We start from the raw sequence: 18,003 nt of genomic DNA, 5'->3' as shown, positions 1-18,003 counted from the left end.
TGTGCGGTATTGTTTTACTAAGCGACAGAATATTCTGTCTCACAAAAAATCAAAAAGGGGAAAGTTTATGAACGAAGAAAACAAAGATATCCAACAGCAAAGCCCTAAGAAAGGCGGCAGCAAGAAGCTTATCGTGGCGATAGCCGCAATGGGCGCTGTCATAATCGGGCTTATGATCGCACTTATCGCCGTGGCGACTTCAAGCGGCGGCAAGGGCGAAAGCTCTTCAAAGGCTGATAAAAGCCAAAGCGCTTCACAGGCGGATGACAGCAAGACCGACGAAAGCTCTGACGAAGATAGCTCCGATACCGACGAGGACAGCTCCGAGGACGAAAGCGAGGCTGACGAAAGTTCCGATTCAGACGACACGGACAAAAAGGAAAAAGGCTTCATCATATCCTATTCCGGCGACAATACTTGGCAGGACGGCGACAAGATCATGACAGGTATGGAGATCGGCATTGAAAACAATTCCGAAGCCGCTATCAAGGAATGGAAGCTTGAGTTGGAGATCGACCAACTAAAATCCTGCGAGGGCTGGAATGGCAATTACAAGACCAAGGGCAACACCCTCACGATCACGAACGTTGACTACAACGGCGAGATCGCTGTTGGCGGCTCGACCTCTATCGGCTGCAATATCGGCACAGGGGTCAAGCTCAACGTCAAGTCCGCAAAGCTCAACGGCGTTGACTGCACGGTCAAAAAGGGCAAGGTATCGCAGAACAATAACAATAATAATCAGAATAATCAAAACAACGATAAAAAGACCACCTCAGCGGACGTCAAAGACCTGCTGAAAAGGACTTCCAAAGCCAAACAGGGCGACGACTGGCTCCACACAGACGGCAGCAAAATACTTGATAAGGACGGCAAGGAAGTTTGGATAACAGGCGTAAACTGGTTCGGCTATAACACAGGCACAAACACTTTTGACGGCCTTTGGAACAGCGAACTCAAGCCCTCTGTTGAAGCTATCGCAGACCACGGCTTCAATCTCATAAGAGTGCCTATGTCGGCAGAGCTTATAAATCAATGGGCTGACGGCGAATATCCGCAGGCAAATTATAACAACGCCTATAATGAAGAGCTCAACGCAATGAACAACCTGGAGATCTTCGATTACTTCCTCAAACTTGCAGAGGAAAACGGCTTGAAAGTTATGCCCGATATCCATTCCGCCGAGACGAATGCCAGCGGCCATACAGTAAATCTTTGGTATACCGACAAGGTAACAGTCAATGATTATTACAGCGCACTTGAATGGATGGCAGAAAGATACAAAGATAACGACACTATCATCGCATACGACCTTAAAAACGAACCTCACGGCAAGCCAAATGAAGGCTCGAGCGCAGCGATATGGAACGATTCAAAGAGCGCAAACAACTGGAAATACGTTGCCGAGACCGCCGCAAAGAAAGTCCTTGCCAAGAACCCGAACGTCCTTATAATGGTAGAGGGCACGGAAATTTACCCGAAGAATATCAAGAAAAATGGCGATTATTCGTCGCAGAACAGCGATGACTATTACTTCAACTGGTGGGGCGGAAATCTCCGTGGCGTGAAGGATCATCCTATCGACCTTGGCAAATATCAGGATAAGCTGGTATATTCGCCACACGATTACGGCCCGACAGTATATGAACAGCCTTGGTTCCAAGGAAATTACACCTACCAAAGCCTTATGAAAGACTGCTGGAAGGACAACTGGTTCTATATTCAAGATCAGAACATCGCACCGCTTCTCATCGGCGAATGGGGCGGCTTTATGACCGAACCGAACCTCACTTGGATGACCTATATGCGCAAGCTTATAAAGGACAACCACGTCAACCACACATTCTGGTGCTTCAACGCCAATTCGGGCGATACAGGCGGACTTGTCCTAGACGATTTTGTCACCTGGGACGAAGAAAAATACAAGTTCGTCAAGGAAGTTCTATGGCAGGAAAACGGCAAATTCGTTGGGCTTGACCACGCCATACCGCTAGGTGATAATGGTATCACACTAAAGAAAGCCAAGGGCTTATAAAAAGCAAAGAGCGAAGCTTAAAAAGTTTCGCTCTTTTTTTATGCAGTGGGCAACAGAGAGGTCTAAGCGAACGGAGTTCGCAACAAAAAAATCATCGCCAACGGCGATACCTTCATTCCTCGGGCTGAGTCGTACCCGACCCACAGTCCAGCCCTATGCGAACTAAAAAGAACCTTTATCAACATTAATTACAGCGTTGTATCTGCTGTCAAATTCTGATAAGCGGCGTGATACCTTGTCAATGACTTCATCGTCCGATAAACAAAAATCAAATGGGATAACAAGGTCAAAAATGAGATTCGCCCTGTTTTCACCCTTCGTCATTCTGAAATCGTGTATGCTCAAACGCTCGTCAATGGACTTTGCCACTTCAATTGCTACCTGCTTTGCAGCGTTGGTCTCCTCGTCATTGTCCGCAACAGGATCCATATGTATCGACACCGCACACTTGTATTTCTTTTTCATATCTTCCTCAACAGAGTCGATAAGCTCGTGCGCCGCCATAAAATTCATTTCGCATGGCACTTCTGCGTGAAATGATATCACAGAATTGCCAACACCATAATCGTGTACAAGCAGATCGTGTATGCCGATTATGTTCGGATAGCTCATCGCCGTGTCGATTATCTCCTGCACAAACTCCTTGTCAGGCTTTGAACCCAGCAAAGGCGATACGCTGTCACGACAGGTGTTGAATCCCGACCAGAATATGAACACAGCCACCAGCACACCTACATATCCGTCAATATTCACACCAGTCAGCGATGAGATGAGCATTGCGATTATTACCGCTCCCGTCGCCGCACAGTCGGAAAGGCTGTCAGCCGCCGAAGCACGAAGCGCCGTCGAATTGATCTTATTTCCAAGGCTCTTGTAAAACCAGCCCATCCAAAGCTTCACCGCCACAGAGCATATGAGTATCCCCAAAGTGAGCTTAGAGAACGCCAGCTTTTCCCCGGCGAAAATTTTCGATACCGAAGATTTTCCAAGTTCCACGCCCATAAGCATTACGATAAAAGATATCACAAGTCCCGATATGTATTCCATTCGTCCATGTCCGAAAGGGTGATCCTCGTCAGCCGCCTTTGCCGCCATTTTAAATCCCACCAGCGACATAACCGATGAGCCGGCGTCCGAAAGGTTGTTGAAAGCGTCCGCCATAACGGATATCGCACCCGAAATAAGCCCTGCGATGAGTTTTCCCACAAAAAGCAGTATATTGAGCGCAATGCCCGTGCAAGAGCCAAGGTAGCCATATTTCTGACGCACACTGCTGTCGCCCACATTGTCGCTGTCCTTTATAAATAGTTTGATAAGAAGTTTTGTCATAGATATCTCCTTCGCATAAAGTTTACTTAGGTAAACTTGCAGCTTGTTGAAAAAGTCCGACAAAAGTGGGACGTCGAGGACGCAAATTGTTGTAAGCCTTGTCGAACAACAATTTTCCCCTACAATTGGCGTAAATACGCTGTTTATATGTAGGGGCGAACAGCGTTCGCCCGTTATTTTGGTGTTTTTCAACAGTCTCAAAGTTTACTGAAGTAAACTTAAAAGATCACCTACTATTATACCACAGTATCAAACAAAATCAAGCCTTTTTATCGAAAAGCACACAGCAAATGATAGTTCTAAGCAAATGGGAGTTCAATGCGACCGAGAGGTCAAAGCAAACGAGAGTTCAAAGCGACCGAGAGGTCAAAGCAAACGAGAGTTCAAAGCGACCGAGAGGTCAAAGCAAACGAGAGTTCAAAGCGACCGAAGGTCGCTACAAAAAGATCATCGCCGTAGGCGATACCTTCATTCCTCACTCCTCATTCCTCACTAAAAAATCGCACTTTTTTACCGAGCCGCCCGAACACCCTGCCTAGCGGTTTTTCAAGCACCCTTACGAACACCGCATTCGATACCGCATAAACAAATGTGAACCAAGCCGATGAAGCAACCATTGTCAGATATCGCCCAAGGTTGAACCCGTTGTCCGCCCAAAGCACGCTCCAAACGTCCATTATCAGCGAAAACGCTATGCCCGAAATTGCACTGAATATGATGAGCACTAAACGCCTGCCCTTTAGTACATTCGCAAGCATTCCTGCAACGTACCCCGTCAAACCCCATATCAGCATTTGAAAAGGCGTCCACGCACCCTGCCCAAAGTAAAAATTCGAGATGAGCGCCGTCATCGCACCGGTCATAAAACCGGTCTCCCTGCCCATATACATCGCCGTGATGATGATAAGCGCCGTGCAGGGCTTCACACCGGGCAGAAAGCTGAAACATATCCGCCCGAACACCGAAAGCGCTGTCATCGCCGCAATTATCACAAGCTGCGCCGCCGAGCTTTCACGCCGCTCGAACCGCAGAAAATAGCCCCCAAGGCATATTATCGCCAGCACCGCCGTCACAAAGGAATAAAACCGCTCCCGAAAAAGCACTATCCCCCCGAAACACACCAGCGGCACGATCGCAAGATATATTATGTTGGACAATTTTGCACTTGCCTTTTTATCCATTCTATTCCAAACCTTTCGCTTTATGCAAACTTGCAAGATATTCTCTCGCTTGCCCCACCGTCACAATATCCTCCGCAATGCCACGGGTTATCCTTGCGGCGGCTGTGGTGTAAAAGCTGTTCTTGCTGAAAAATTCCGCCGAACCGCCCTCGGAAACGATCTTTCCCTCAAAGAAAAGTCCGCAGCGATCGCAGTATTGCGCCGCAAATTCAAGATCGTGGGTCACGATGAGAAGCGTTATACCCTCCGCCTTAAAGCCCTCAATGATCTCGCCAAGCGCCTTTTTTCCAAAACCGTCAAGCCCCTTTGTGCATTCGTCAAGTATCATTATCTGCGGACAGGACAGCATAATTTTCCCAAAAGCGCATTTCTGTATCTCTCCGCCGCTGAGATCATATGGTTGGCGCTCCAAAAGCTCCCCAATGCCCAGCCGCTTTGCGCAATCTTGTATCGCCTGCTCGTTTTCCTCAAACCTGCCGCCCATATGGCTGAGTGTCAGCAAAAAATCCTCCCTCACGGTCTCACGAATGAACATCGTCACAGGCTTCTGCGGCATAACCGCCAGCATATTTCTAAAAAGCGCCCCGTTTTTGTAGCTTTTCAGCCCCTTGCCCATAACCTTGACCCTGCCCATATAAGCCCTTTCAAGACCGCAAAGCACTTTCACAAAGGTGGATTTTCCCACGCCGTTGGACCCGAGAAGCCCGTAACACTCACCCTTGAAAAGCCGCAGATCAGCCCCCTTGATAACATCGGGCAAATCCTTTTCATATCTCTGCCAAACATTTTCCGCCTGCAAAACCATATCGCTCTTGACCTCAGCAGATTGCTGGTGTAGGGGACGGCGTCCTCGACGTCCCACTTGCTCCGCCGTCATTCTGTCGCCAACGCTATCTTCAACGATCTCCGCAAACCGCCTTTTTGCACTTCTAACATCGAGTGGCAGCTCGCCATTAACGATACCCTCAAAAACCGCCGCCGACCTCGGCAAAAACTCCGTCAGCCCGTTGTCGGCGAAATATTCAGCCGCCTTTTTCGGCTCAGCAAAAAGCTTCACCCTGCCATTTTCCATATAAAGCACCCTGTCGCAGCTGTCAAAAATACCCTCGGGCTGGTGCTCCGCAATTATCACCGTCAAGCCAAGCTCCTTGTTAAGCCGCTCGAGAATGGACAAAAAATCCCTTGCGGCAACAGGGTCAAGCTGAGCGGTAGGCTCGTCCAAAAGCAAAATATCGGGGTTCATCACCATAACGGCGCAAAGGTTCACAAGCTGCTTTTGCCCCCCCGAAAGGGTGGAAATATCCCGATCATAAAGCCGCTCGATGCCGAAAAACGCCGCCATTTCGCCAACACGGCTCAATATCTCGCCGCTTTTCACCCCAAGGTTCTCCAGCCCGAACGCAAGCTCCGCCGATACCTTGTCGCAAACGGTCTGAGCGTCGGGGTCTTGCATAACAAAGCCGATACGCCTTGCGCTCTCACGCTCCGAAACGCCCTCTTGCGAAGCGCCGAAAAGCCTTATCTCACCCGCTGTCCTGCCAATGGGCGCAAGCTCTCGCTTCAAAAGCTTTAGAAGCGTTGATTTTCCGCTGCCCGAAAGTCCGCAAAGCAGAACTTTTTCGCCCTTTTCCACCGCAAATGCGCAGTCCTCAAGGGCGAAATCCTCGCTGTCCTTGTATGCAAAACTCAAGCCCTTGCAAGAAAGAATTTCCATTTCAAACGCTCCTTTACTTCCAAAATAAACGGCATTGCGCACAATATTCCAAACGCCACTACGCCCAAAGCGCCCTTTTCGAATATCTCAAATCGTGGATAAAATTCCGCCAAAAGCGCCCCCCTGCTCCGCTCGATCATCACGATCACGAAAAGCAATATAAACGCCCCTGCGAATATCCCGTCAAAAAGTCTGAACCTAAAGCCGTGTGCAAAGCTTCTTTTGCCCGTGCAAAAGCCCCTTGCTTTCATCGAAATGCTCACATCTGCGGCGTTTTCAAGGCAGCCTGCACAAAGCGCCGTGAACATTCCGCAGGCGGTCTTGAACCTGTCCAGCCTGCTGTCGGAATTGTTCGAACCCGTGCACTTCAAGCTGTCTGATATCTGCCGGTGAAGCCCTTTGAGCTTCGGTATAAAGCCCATTGCCGCCGTGATGATAAGGGCGGTCTTAGGCGTTTTGCGACCGAAAATGTACAAAAGCTTCTCCCTCGTGAGAATTTTCCCCAGCACCTTGAACCACATTATCACCGCCGCAAGTCCGCCGCCCATAACAGCGCCATAGCACAGCGCTTCCAGCGTGTAAGCCCTGCCGTTGACGAAAAACAGCGGCGTGAGCCCCTTGTGCACAAACAGCGGATTTGACAGCGTTATTACAGCCCACATCGCAAGGTATGCCCCCACGTCCTTGAAAAATCGCCATACATCACGCCGCAGGGCAAATTCCGCCAACAGCCCCCCAGCCGCCGAGCATACCACAACCGCAGGACTAAGGCAGAACATCGTCACAACCAGCACCGCCGCAAAATACACCAGCGCAGTCAAAGGGTGAAAAGTCGAAAGCTTCATCGTCGGCCACCCCCTTCGCCAACATCGCTTTTGTTGCTTTTTGTGTAGTCGCAAACATAGTAAAATTCGATCTCGTCGCCGTCTTTGGGGATATATTGGGAGCAACCCTTGTCGGGGCTTTCGCCGTTGACCGTGTAAGTCCACCCCGAGGACGGGCCGCAGGAAAATTCATACAGGTTGTTTATCCCCTTGACGTAAACGGTCTTGTAGCCGTTGTCACCAGCCCCTTGATAGTCAAGCGGTATGCGCTGACTTCTTGCCGCACGATCGAGAATATCGAAAACGCTGTCGCCGTCGAGGAGCACAAACTCCGTCTCGGGGATTATCTTCCCGTCAGAAGGCACAAATTTCTCGTCACAAAGATTTTCCTCAAGCATATCGTAATTTTGGATAACGTCCGAACAATCGACAGTCAGAAAAACGGTCTTGTCGGCGTTTTCAACATCGTCACAATGAACGCTGTAATATTCCTCCACCGACTGGATATTTATAAGCCCGAATTTGAAAGCGCCGCCGATGAGCAGCACCACCGCCAAAAGCACCGCAATATCCTTTTTCACCGTTATCCCTCCCGACTGTCGTTATTTTACATTCTTACATTTTTTGCATTTTTAGCCGCTTGTTCAAAATCGAAAACACTCTGCTCTTCCTGCTCCGAAATGTCAAGCCGTGAAAACGCCGCCTTTTCAAAGACCTCTTCCGCCGCCTCGAACTTGTCACGCATGCCCTTTCCAAAGCGCTTTTCGATATCTTTTCCACGCTCAAAAGGCGTCAAATTGCTGATATCCTTGCCGCAAAGCTTTTTAACCGCCGCCGTGAATATCACCTTGACACGCTTGTCCGCAGGCTTTTTCATAAGCCGCTTCCGTGCAATCTTGCAAGCCAAAATCGCCACGACTGCCGCCAATATCGCAAGCGCTAAAAGCCCTGCGACTATGATAATGACCACCTTTTTCAGCCATATCTCCGACTTGTCCGTGTCATTATTTTCCTCAAAAATTTCCTGCCTTGTGATCTCCTCATCCCGTGGTGCAAGGCTCTCGCCGCCTGTCTTGCCTGTTTTCGCCGCCTTAACAGCTTCATCGTCCGTGTCGATAAGCCCAACATATTCCGGAATGACCTCAAAAGGCTGCCAGCCAATGCCGTCCTTGTAATATTCCGCCCAGTAGTGCAAATTCTCCGCCGTGACCTCGATAGCAGAATTTTCCGCCAGCCCATCGGTCATATCGTCAGTAACAAGATACCCCCTGCAAAGCCTTGCAGGCACGCCCTTTGCACGGAAAATCTTCACCGCCGCCGCCGCAAAGTCCTCCTCGCCACCCTTTAGCTCTCGCTCCAAAAGCCGCCCCAGCGAACCCTCGCCGCCATATGAAAGCCCCTTGTCAAGAGTGCAATTTCCTGCAAAAAAGCTGAGCATTTGGCTCTCCAGCTTTCCCACCGAGCCGCCAAGATCAAAATGGCTTGCGATCATCTGCCTGTCCGCCGAACTCAGCCCAAGACAGGTCTTGTAAACATAGTCACGATAACCTTTTTCGACGTCGAGATAACTTTCCACCTCGTCGCCGCCCCTTTGGAGCGCCGCAAAACTCCCCGAGGGCTTGCTAAGATAATTGCCCGGCACCGCCAGCTTGTACCAATTTGCGCTGTTTTCAAGTCCGCCGTCGATCTTTTTCTCGTCGGTCACCACCCCCTCAGCGCTGGTGATACCATATGGATAGATCGCCTTTTTGCCGTTTTTTATGTTTATTGTCACACTTTGCCGTTCCGCTTCACTTTCATCAACACCGATAGCTTTGTTAAGATCGGAAGCCTGAAGTTCGGGGTAAAATCCCGAGCTGTAAAGCCAGTAAAAGCTGTCCGCAAAGGCGAATTTCTCAGCGTTTGAAAGCTTTTCCCACGCAAAACTCTCAGCATTCTCCACCTCAAATCGGCTCTCGATAAGATACAAAGGCGCAGGCTTTTCCATTATGACCTCGTACCTTGCCGAGCTGTCAAATTTATCCTCAGAAATAGCATTTTCCAAAGCCCCCAGCGCCCCCGTGATATCAAGTGCAAAGCACACCGCCAAAGCGATTGCCCCAGACAGCAGCCTTCCAAAAGCGTTCCGCAGGCTTCTCGCATTGCCAACAAACAGCGCCAAAATGCCAAAAACATACACCAAAGCGGCGACCATAACGCTATCTCCGCCGAAACCGAAAAGCAGTCCCGAGAAAATCCCCAGCATAACAAAGCTGAACGCCTTGCTTTCAAGAGCGCAGAATATACCCTGCACAGTCGTCACCAGCACCGCCACCGTCACCGCCGCAAAGGTCGCATTTGCGACGTTTTCAAGGGTTTTCACTATAACGCCCATATGCTCGCCATAGCTTTTTGCGGCGCAGTTCAAAAGCCCTGCAAGGCTTTTTCCAAAGCTTTCGTGAAAGATCAAGTCCGCCGCCAGCACCACAATCAGGGGCATAAAATGCACAAAATTCACAAACGCCCCAAAGCGCCTTTTCTTTCCCAAAGGCAAACACCAAGCCGCCCAAGTCACAAGCCAGCCTGCCAATCCAGCCAAAGTCGCCCCAGCGCCAAGCCCGAACATTTCGCACAGAGCAAAAAGAAAAACGCCGCAGAATATCATCTGCAATATTTTGGATAGCAAACCGCTTCCCGAACTCTCGCCGACCTCGCCACGGCTTTGGAGTTTATTACTGACTTTGATATCAAGCGTCATTTTTCTCACCTCTGATTTCTGTTGCTAACCAATGTGGAACCGATACCACATTTATTTCATATAATTTCACATTTTTTCGTGCGGTTTCATATGGTTTCACATTTGTCAAATTCGTATTATCCTTGAAACTCCCATTTCCTCGAAGAGCTCTTCAAAGCTCCCGAACTTTTCGTCCGCCTCTTTCGGTCGGCTGGATAAAAGCCTGTCAAGTGCGATGCCAAAACTTTGGTCGTTTTCAACCAATTCTATCATCGGCATATCCTCAGAAAAGCTGTAAAATGCCACATAATGGTTTATTCCCTGCTCAAGCAGAGCCATTGAAAGCCCCAGCGCCTTCCCTGCAACGCCGTCATAAGCCTTTGATGGGCGATCGCCGCTAGTTTCCACATATATGCAAATGCAGTTCGTGACAGGCTCGCCGTATTCACGGACGTAAATATCTTCCAGCCGAAAGGACATTTTCCAATGCACAGCCTTGTAGCTGTCCCCCTGACGATATTCACGGATCCCGATGGGTTCGCTGTGGTCTGTACCCTCTTTTTCTTGGCTAAATCCGTCGCTTTCAATGGCGTTTCGCAGCTCTGGCTCTTCAAGGGCAAAGTCGCTGTCGGGGTCGGGCATAACGATGAAAGCGCCCTTTACATCGCACTTTATCCGCCGAAATGTTACCCCAAGCATATCATAACGGCGCAGCTTTTCAAATGAAAACGCCAATTTTCCGCAGTTTTCGCTCGTTATCTCAACTTCAAGCTGTGGGATATCGCCATTTTCAGCCAAAATTTCAAACTGCACTTTGCGGCAAATCTTCTCCCCCGTCAACAGATTTTCCACTTTCAGCAGACCCTTATAAAGCCCAGCCTTGCCCGAAAATTTCAGCCCGATATCAGCCGCAGAATTTTTAAGACCATTGGCTTTGCTTTGGATATTAGCCGAAAGTTTTTCCTTGCAAAGCAGATTTTCCGCCGCCGAAAACAGCAGAAAAACCAGCTCAATGACGATAATAACAGCCCCAGCGATAATATGCCATTTGAGCATTAGCGCCCCCACCGCCGCCATTACCATAAGCAAAATGCGCCTAATTGCGAGCTTTGCCGACACATTCGCCGATATCATCGAGCGTTCACCGCATTTTCTGGGCAGGGCGTGGATTTCAAGATATCCGCCAAAATATCCTCTGCCTTTGCCCCTGAAAGTTTTGCCTTTGGCGAAAGCACCAGCCTGTGGGCGCAGGCGTCGCAGAAAAGCTCCCTCACGTCCTGCGGCACAACATATTCACGGCCATTGTAAAGCGCCCAAGCTTTCGCACCACGGCAAAGCGCCAGCGCACCTCTCGGCGACACGCCAAGGCTCACAAGCTCGCTGGAACGTGTTGCCTCGCAAAGCGCCGTGATATAATCGTAAATTGCGTCGTCAACATACACGGCTTTAGCTTTTTCCTGCATTTTTATAAGCTTTTCAGCATCGCAGACCGCCTTGACCGCCGCCAACGGGTCGGCCTCGCTTCTGTCCGCCATAATATTTTTCATCGCCGTCCTGTCAGGATATCCCATTGAAAGGCGGAACATAAATCGGTCAAGCTGTGAAACAGGCAGCGCAGTCGTGCCGATAGAGCCAACAGGGTTCTGCGTTGCAAGCACCACAAAGGGCTTTGGCAGCGGATAAGTCCTGCCATCAACTGTGCAGGCTTTTTCTTCCATTACTTCAAGCAACGCAGATTGGGTCTTGCCCGACGTTCTGTTGATCTCGTCCGCAAGCAAAATGTTTGTCATCGCCGCACCGCTGTGAAAAGTGAAGCCGTTTGCCTGCCTGTCGAACGCCGTGTAACCCGTGATATCGGAAGCCACCGTGTCAGGGGTGAACTGAATACGCTTACATTCAAGCCCCAGCGCCTTTGAAAACGCCACCGCAAGTGTGGTCTTGCCCACACCCGGCACGTCCTCCATCAAAACGTGACCCTGCGCAAGCACCGCCGCAAACACCTTGTCCACTACCTTGTCCTTGCCGACAATGACTTTTTTTACCTCCGCCGTGATAGCGTGAAGCTCGTTTGTATTATCTTTTGTGTTGTGCATATCGACACCTCAATTTTCCAAAATTTGAGACTTTTTGCCCTTGCTTTTGAACTTTTTTACCGCAACTATCGTCACAATGCCAGCGCAAATTATCACGCCGATCATCACGATAATAACAGTCTCAGAGCCATTTTCAGCGGCTTTTAGGATATCCTCCTCCGCCGTGACTTTCTGCTGTTCAGCCTTTGGAAGCGCCTTTATACGCTCCGCCGTGGACTTCAAAAGCTCCCTGTTCGCTTTATCATTCCCCACGGTCTCGACAGGATAAAGCCGCTCAGATATCAATTTGTTAAGGTCGCAGACCTCGCTGTAAAGCTCCTCCGCTTGTTGGCTGAGCTTTTCAAGATCGGCGATGATATTTTCCCTATCAGAAAGACTTTCGTCCGCCTTTGCCTTTGAAAGCAGCACCGCCGCCAGCGTGCAGTCCGCCGAGCCTGCTCCGCTTTTTTTCAGCTTTTCATACTGTGCAAGATCATCATCGGAAAAGCCGCTTTCGCCTTTGTAAATTTCCGTCTTTTCGATACTGAATATGCAGCCCGTGGTCTGCTCCGACTGGCAAAGCTCCGCTGTAAAATCTCTGTCGCTCAGGGCTATGCCGAACTTTTCAGCGGCGGCTTTTAGCTCTCTGCCGTATTTTATATAGGTGCGCTCGTCGCAGTCGAGATCGTTAAAAAGCTTGACTGCGGCGTAGGCTGTGTCCTCATCGGCGTCCGCCAAAGCTGAAAGCCTGCCGTTTGTGCCGTCAAGCTTTTCACGCTGGAGAACCGAAAGCTCCTCACGGAAATCGTATATCCTGCGCATTGTGAGCCGCTGACGTTCCGCCGCCGCAAGTGCGCAAAGGGCTTGTCCCGAAGCGTATTCGTCCGAATCGCCATTTGCCAAATGCGCAAATCCGCCATCAGAATTCTGATAGCTGAGCAAAGCCTGCAAAATGTTTGTACCATTTTTTGTGAATCTCTCGTCATTTTCGATATCCACACCAGCGGCGCAAAGGGCAATTATCGCCTGTGCGTCAGCCTCGCAGCTTCCGAATGAGCCGTCCGCACCCTGCTTTTCGCTGAGATAAGAAAGGGCATTATCCACCGCCGCCGTGATATCAGACCTCGTGAAGTCGTCCTGATAGACCGCCAACGCCTGCACCGCCATTGCGGTTATGTCAACGTCAGAACTTTTCCCGCTGAGAGAAAAACCGCCGTCGGCGTTCTGACAGGAACAAATTTCCTTTATCAGCCTTTCACGATCAAAAACTGCGCCCTCAGGTGTGAAAAAGCCCATTGTGTCGAGGGTCAAAAGTGCGAATATCCAGCCGTTTGCGCCCTGTTTGCCAACGGAATTTTCTTCCGTTCTGCCATAAACGCCTTTTTCTACCAAATCAACTCCGCCGCAATCCGTCGGGTCGCCGCCAACTGCGCACACCGCAATGGCTGTCCTGTGCCAATCGGTGGCTTTATCGCTGTAAGAAAGCCGCTTTGCGGCCTCCCCAAGTGCACCGAGGTAGGCCTGATAATCATCATCAAAGCCGAATCTCGACAGCCCGATAGCGAACCAATCCGACTGTGCAGAGCCAGCATTTTCGAGGAAATCCCCCGAAAAAAGCTTTCCCGACTTCTCAATGCCGTAGCGCTCTTTTTCCCAATCTATAACATTTTTTGCGCTTGCGATAAGCTCGTCCGAAGTATTTTTAGAATTGTCTGCCTGTGCGCTAATGCCGAAAACAGGCGCAAAAGTCGCAATCGTCAATATTATCGCAATCATTGTCGCCAAGATCGCCCAGCGTTTTTTCACCACGTCCGTGCTATTTATATCCATTTTTACCACACCCTGTCGTAACTATTCTGCGAACCTGTGATATCCTTGCCGTAAGCAAGCGTGAACGCCAGCCTTACGACGTCGCCGTCAGAGAAATTCACCCGTGACATTCCATAACCTGTCATTTCGCCGTTGACCGTATAGACCCAGCCCGAGGCGTTTGTGTAGTCCATTTCGCCAAGGCTGTCTGCATTTTGCACGCCGTTTTCGCCAATGCCGTCCGCCGAGAGATATCCCGAAAGCTGTCTGTCGATCTGTCCCCCTGCGAAGGCCCCGTCCTTGTAGATTCGGCTGAGATAGCGTGAGTTTGAAGGGCCTGTAAAGTGCGCTGTGAAGCCGTTTTGCTCGAGAAAACGCTCTATTGCGTCGGAGCCGTTTTCGCCTTGATAAATGGGAATTTCGCTCTCCCCTGCAAGCTGGCCAAGGCCGATAACGTTTGCGTCAAAGGAGATTTTCACCGTGCCGATCTGCTCGCCGTCAGCCGCCAACCTGCAGTTTATGGTGTAGGCAAAGTCCGCATAGCGCCCCTCGCCGTCATAAATGCGAATTTCCAGCAGATTTGCGCCGCCCTTGAGGTCAAGATAATAAACTGACTGGCTGTCCTGCGCAAGATAGCTCTGCCAAACGCCGTTGAGATAGACCTCCGTGCTGTCGGCGTAAATTCGTCCGCCCTGATAGTCCTCAGCATAAAGCCGCAGCGTAAAGCCCGTACCCTTGACAGTCATATTGTCAGAAATGTTTATATATGTCAGCTTTGGCCGTGTCTCGTCAGTCGCCGCAGGGGTGAAAGTTATGGTGAAAGTCTGCTCGATAAGCTTTTCGCCGTCTTTCGCACGGACACGGATTCGGTTTGCCCCCGTCTTGAGGGTCACGTTATAAGCGCCGTTTTCGCCGCTGATATTCTTGCCGTTGAAAGCAACAGTCAGCTTTGCCGAGCCGTTTTGCCCTTTCATTTTCACATAAAAGCCGAAATTTTCGTCGCTGACAGTTCTGTCAAAAAGGTCGGTGTCGATGGAAAATTCCGCTTTGGTATATGTCACACGATAGGTCTTTTCCGCCTTTTTTTCGCCCTTTTCGGCGGAAATTTTGATGATGTTCTCGCCCTCTGAAAGGGTCACAGAATAACGTCCGTCCGCAGTATCGCCCAGCTTTTCGTCGTTAAGGCTCACGGCAGGCGAAAGCTTTTCTTTGCCGACATAGGCAAATGCTGTAAACTCAAGACTATCGCTGTCGGTATCAATATCGCCGTCCGAAAGGCTGGTCTCAATGGTGATCTCGCCCAGATCGCAATAAACCGTGTAGTCCTTGTAGGCACGCTTCACCTCGCCCGACTTGTCGGTATAAGTGCACGCAACACGAATGGTGTTTTTCCCCTCTTTCAGCGTGCATTTTCCCGTGAACTGGGGCAGCTCGTCGCCATTGACCGACACCGCAACTTTTTTTACAGTCAGCGACTTGCTTTTGTGGGTTATGGTGAAAGCAAAGTCAGTTTTCTCCACTTTTTCGCCGTCTTTTATTGAAGTTGTGAAATATTCCGTGTCCGACTTTGTGGTATCGGTTTCAGTTTTTGAATTTGGTTTTTTGTTTGTAACGTTGCTGTCCTCAGATTTTTTATCGCCCTTTTGCTGCGTATTTACGCTGTTTCCGCCGTTTGATATTCCATTTGGCGTATCAACATTGCCGCCGATATTATCCGAAACATTGTCATTTTGTGAAACTGATGTGGTATCGGTTTCAGTTTTGCTGTCAGAATTTGTATCAGTATTGGTATCATCATCAGTCTGAGAGCTGTCGGCAGAATCCTGTCGCCGAGATGTGGTATCGGTCTCATATTTTTCGCCCTCAGTTTCATACTGGGTCATACTTTGCGACAGGTCGGCGAAAGGATTTTCGGGGGTGTGGGAGCTTGCAAAATTATAAAAATGCACACAGAAAAAAGCCGCAGCGAAAATCATCACCGCTGCCGCCGACAGAGCCAAAAGCCTTTTTGAAGCCCTGTTTTGTCCGCTTTTTTCCATATGCACTTTTTGCATTTTCATAAAAGTCTCCGTTTGATGCTAAATTTTGTTACTCCTAAAAAACGTTAAATACGCAAAATGCCCGCCCTCGAAATTCGGGGGCGAGTATCCTGCAAAATTTAACAAAAATGTGTTATTTTATTTAGCTTGTTGCTTTTAATTTTTACTTTTACTTTCTCTTCTTTGAAGCTGCAAGTGCGCCGCAGATAACTGCTGTGAGACCTGCGAAGCAAAGGCTCTTTGCCATACCTGTGGAAGGGTTTGCAGATGAAGCGCTGTTTGCTGCCTTTGAAGATGAAGCGTCAGAAGTTGTCTTGCTGTCAGCGTTTGAAGCTGAATCAGCGCTGCTTGTGCTGTCGCTGTCGGCGATAGAATCAGAAGTTACCTCTGAGCTGCTGTCGGAATTTGAATCCTTGTCGGAATCGGAGCTTTCCTCAGATGATGAAGAGTTCTTGATATCCTCGATCTTCTGTTCGGCAGCTGTGAGCACGTCGATGTTTGAAACATATACCTTGAGGTCGCCCAAAGCTTCATATGCTGCTCTTGCGGAATTTACAGCCTCTTCGCTGTCAAGTGTGATGTCGCCAAGACCTGCGATAGCCTTGATTACTTCGTCAACGCTGTTGTAATCAGCTTCGCTCAGGACGTTAACGTCAACTGTTGCCTCAGCCGGGTCAACTGCGACGCCTGCTGTGGTCTTTTCGCCCTTATTTGCAGTATCCTTGTAAAGACCGTAATTGTATGTGAGAGTTACGAAAGTATCGTCAAGTGAAAGTGCGCTGTCGTCAAATGTCACCTTGTCTGTGATATCCTTCTTTACGCCGTTTGCAAGCTCTGCATAGACCTTCATTCCTGCAAGGTCAAAGTTTTCGCCCTCTTTGTAAAGGGTCTTGCCCTCGGCTGTTTCAACTGTGATGTTCTTTACCTCTGCGCCGATAGCCATTATATAGCTTGAATCGTTCTTGAAATAGATAGTGCCCTCATCGTCTGCAACAAGGTCAGCGATAGCGTACTGAGCCTGTGCGCCTGTTGGTGTGAAAAGTACAGGAGCGCAAGTCTTGCCCTTTTCTGTCTGTGCGTCAAGAACTTCCGTTACGCCCTTCTTATCCTTTACATAGCGGATCTCGCTTGGTGAAGTGTTCTCAACGAAATACACATATGTATAGCCGTCCTCGTTTACAGAAGCAAGTCCAGATGTCTGAGGATAGCCCATTGTTTCTGCCTTATAAGCGATCCCAAAGCTGTCGAGGTCGATAACGTCGATACCGCAGCCGTTATACTGTCCCCAGCCTGAACCGCTTACGCCAACATAAGCTCTGCCGTCAACGACTGTTGGTGTTGATGTGGAAGCTGCGCCAAGATCAAGGTCTTTGAGATCAGAGAACTTGCCGTTGTCGTCGATCTTAACGCTGTAAAAATGTCCGCCCTTTGAGGTGAAGTAATAAGCGTCTGTTGCGGCGTCATATGTAACGGAGCTTCTTACGTCGCCGTAAATGCTGTCAACGCTGTCAAGCACCTTGCCTGTTTCCTTATCAAAAGTTACAGCCTTTGCAGGGCTTGTTGCGCCTGTCTTGCCGTCCTCTGTGCCGACAACTACGAAATTGTCGTTTGCATAAGCGCCTGCCCAATAGAAGCCGCCTTCGCTTGCATATGTCCACTTAGCGGACTTTGCCTCTGTCTCAGAGTTAGGGTCCTCGTCCTTAACGTCGATACAAACATAGTTCTTTGTATCTGTTTCAGACCAGCCGCTTGACCAGAAGCCTGTATAGATACAGCCGTCGTTATAATAGATAGGGCTTACAGCCTGTCCGCCCAGCTCGTCGTTGTATACCCAAAGAGACTTGAGAGTCTCGGCGTCAAATGCCTGCACGCCGCCGTCAAAGCCTACAAAGATCATACCGTCAGCATATGTTGGCGGCTGGATAGCGTAGCTGTTCGTGCCTGCACGCTGGCCGACTGTGCTGTCGATAACGCCTGTGTCCTTGTTCATTCTCATAAGCTTATCGCCCGATGTGAAAACAAGGTCATTGCCCACGATAGTTACAGGGGAAGGAGAATCCGTCCAGCCTGTGCCAACCTTTGTTGCCCAGTTGAGAACAGCGTTGTCTGCGCTGTTTGGAAGAGCTGTTTTTGAGACGCTGTTGTTTGTTCCGTCGGGAACGAATGCACTTGCGCTAGTGCTTACGCAAACGCCAAGGCTGAGAGCAGCCGCAACTGTGCAGCTTACAGCCTTTGTGAATGTTTTCTTCGCTTTCATTACACTTCTGTCCTTTCAGTTTTTCTT

The 18,003-nt window shown here is 49.5% G+C and carries 12 protein-coding genes; 1 reads left to right on the top strand and 11 read right to left on the bottom strand.

Annotated elements, in window-relative coordinates; all coding sequences use genetic code 11:
* The first annotated feature begins 67 nt into the window (after positions 1 to 67).
* Positions 68 to 2,035: a cellulase family glycosylhydrolase gene (locus QZ371_RS07145; RefSeq protein WP_295211103.1), complete on the top strand. Its 1,968-nt coding sequence runs from the start codon at positions 68 to 70 to the stop codon at positions 2,033 to 2,035.
* A 162-nt stretch (positions 2,036 to 2,197) separates the two neighbouring features.
* On the opposite strand, the gene QZ371_RS07140 is transcribed toward QZ371_RS07145, so the two are convergent.
* From QZ371_RS07140 to QZ371_RS07090, 11 genes are all read right to left on the bottom strand, one after another.
* The gene (locus QZ371_RS07140) at positions 2,198 to 3,364 is read right to left on the bottom strand and encodes a cation diffusion facilitator family transporter (protein WP_295211102.1); all 1,167 of its coding nucleotides are present in this window, start codon (positions 3,362 to 3,364) and stop codon (positions 2,198 to 2,200) included.
* A gap of 482 nt (positions 3,365 to 3,846) precedes the next feature.
* Positions 3,847 to 4,545, bottom strand: coding sequence for an ECF transporter S component (locus QZ371_RS07135; protein ID WP_295211101.1), 699 nt, complete (start codon positions 4,543 to 4,545; stop codon positions 3,847 to 3,849).
* A gap of 1 nt (position 4,546) precedes the next feature.
* Positions 4,547 to 6,259 (bottom strand): ABC transporter ATP-binding protein, encoded by a 1,713-nt coding sequence (locus QZ371_RS07130; protein ID WP_295211100.1) that lies wholly within the window; start codon positions 6,257 to 6,259, stop codon positions 4,547 to 4,549.
* Positions 6,232 to 7,104, bottom strand: coding sequence for an energy-coupling factor transporter transmembrane protein EcfT (locus QZ371_RS07125; RefSeq protein ID WP_295211098.1), 873 nt, complete (start codon positions 7,102 to 7,104; stop codon positions 6,232 to 6,234). Before QZ371_RS07125 ends, QZ371_RS07130 begins: the two co-directional genes overlap by 28 nt.
* Positions 7,101 to 7,664 carry a DUF4430 domain-containing protein gene (locus QZ371_RS07120; RefSeq protein WP_295211096.1) on the bottom strand — a complete coding sequence of 188 codons (564 nt, stop codon included), beginning with the start codon at positions 7,662 to 7,664 and terminating at the stop codon, positions 7,101 to 7,103. The genes QZ371_RS07125 and QZ371_RS07120 overlap by 4 nt, the downstream gene beginning before the upstream one ends.
* Positions 7,665 to 7,690: 26 nt before the next feature.
* Complete coding sequence (locus QZ371_RS07115; protein ID WP_295211094.1) at positions 7,691 to 9,820, bottom strand: transglutaminase family protein; 2,130 nt, start codon at positions 9,818 to 9,820, stop codon at positions 7,691 to 7,693.
* Between the two features lie 105 nt (positions 9,821 to 9,925).
* Complete coding sequence (locus QZ371_RS07110) at positions 9,926 to 10,933, bottom strand: DUF58 domain-containing protein (protein WP_295211092.1); 1,008 nt, start codon at positions 10,931 to 10,933, stop codon at positions 9,926 to 9,928.
* Entirely contained in the window at positions 10,930 to 11,892 is a 963-nt protein-coding gene (locus QZ371_RS07105; RefSeq protein ID WP_295211090.1) for a MoxR family ATPase, read from the bottom strand. Before QZ371_RS07105 ends, QZ371_RS07110 begins: the two co-directional genes overlap by 4 nt.
* A gap of 9 nt (positions 11,893 to 11,901) precedes the next feature.
* The gene (locus QZ371_RS07100; protein WP_295211088.1) at positions 11,902 to 13,701 is read right to left on the bottom strand and encodes a prenyltransferase/squalene oxidase repeat-containing protein; all 1,800 of its coding nucleotides are present in this window, start codon (positions 13,699 to 13,701) and stop codon (positions 11,902 to 11,904) included.
* Between the two features lie 2 nt (positions 13,702 to 13,703).
* Entirely contained in the window at positions 13,704 to 15,740 is a 2,037-nt protein-coding gene (locus QZ371_RS07095; RefSeq protein WP_295211086.1) for a DUF4430 domain-containing protein, read from the bottom strand.
* 148 nt (positions 15,741 to 15,888) lie between these two features.
* Positions 15,889 to 17,976 carry a hypothetical protein gene (locus QZ371_RS07090; RefSeq protein WP_295211084.1) on the bottom strand — a complete coding sequence of 696 codons (2,088 nt, stop codon included), beginning with the start codon at positions 17,974 to 17,976 and terminating at the stop codon, positions 15,889 to 15,891.
* Between the last annotated feature and the right edge of the window lie 27 nt (positions 17,977 to 18,003).

Source organism: Ruminococcus sp. (genome assembly GCF_019423705.1).
GTDB lineage: Bacteria > Bacillota > Clostridia > Oscillospirales > Ruminococcaceae > Hominimerdicola.
This window is presented reverse-complemented; position numbering and strand designations above follow the sequence as displayed.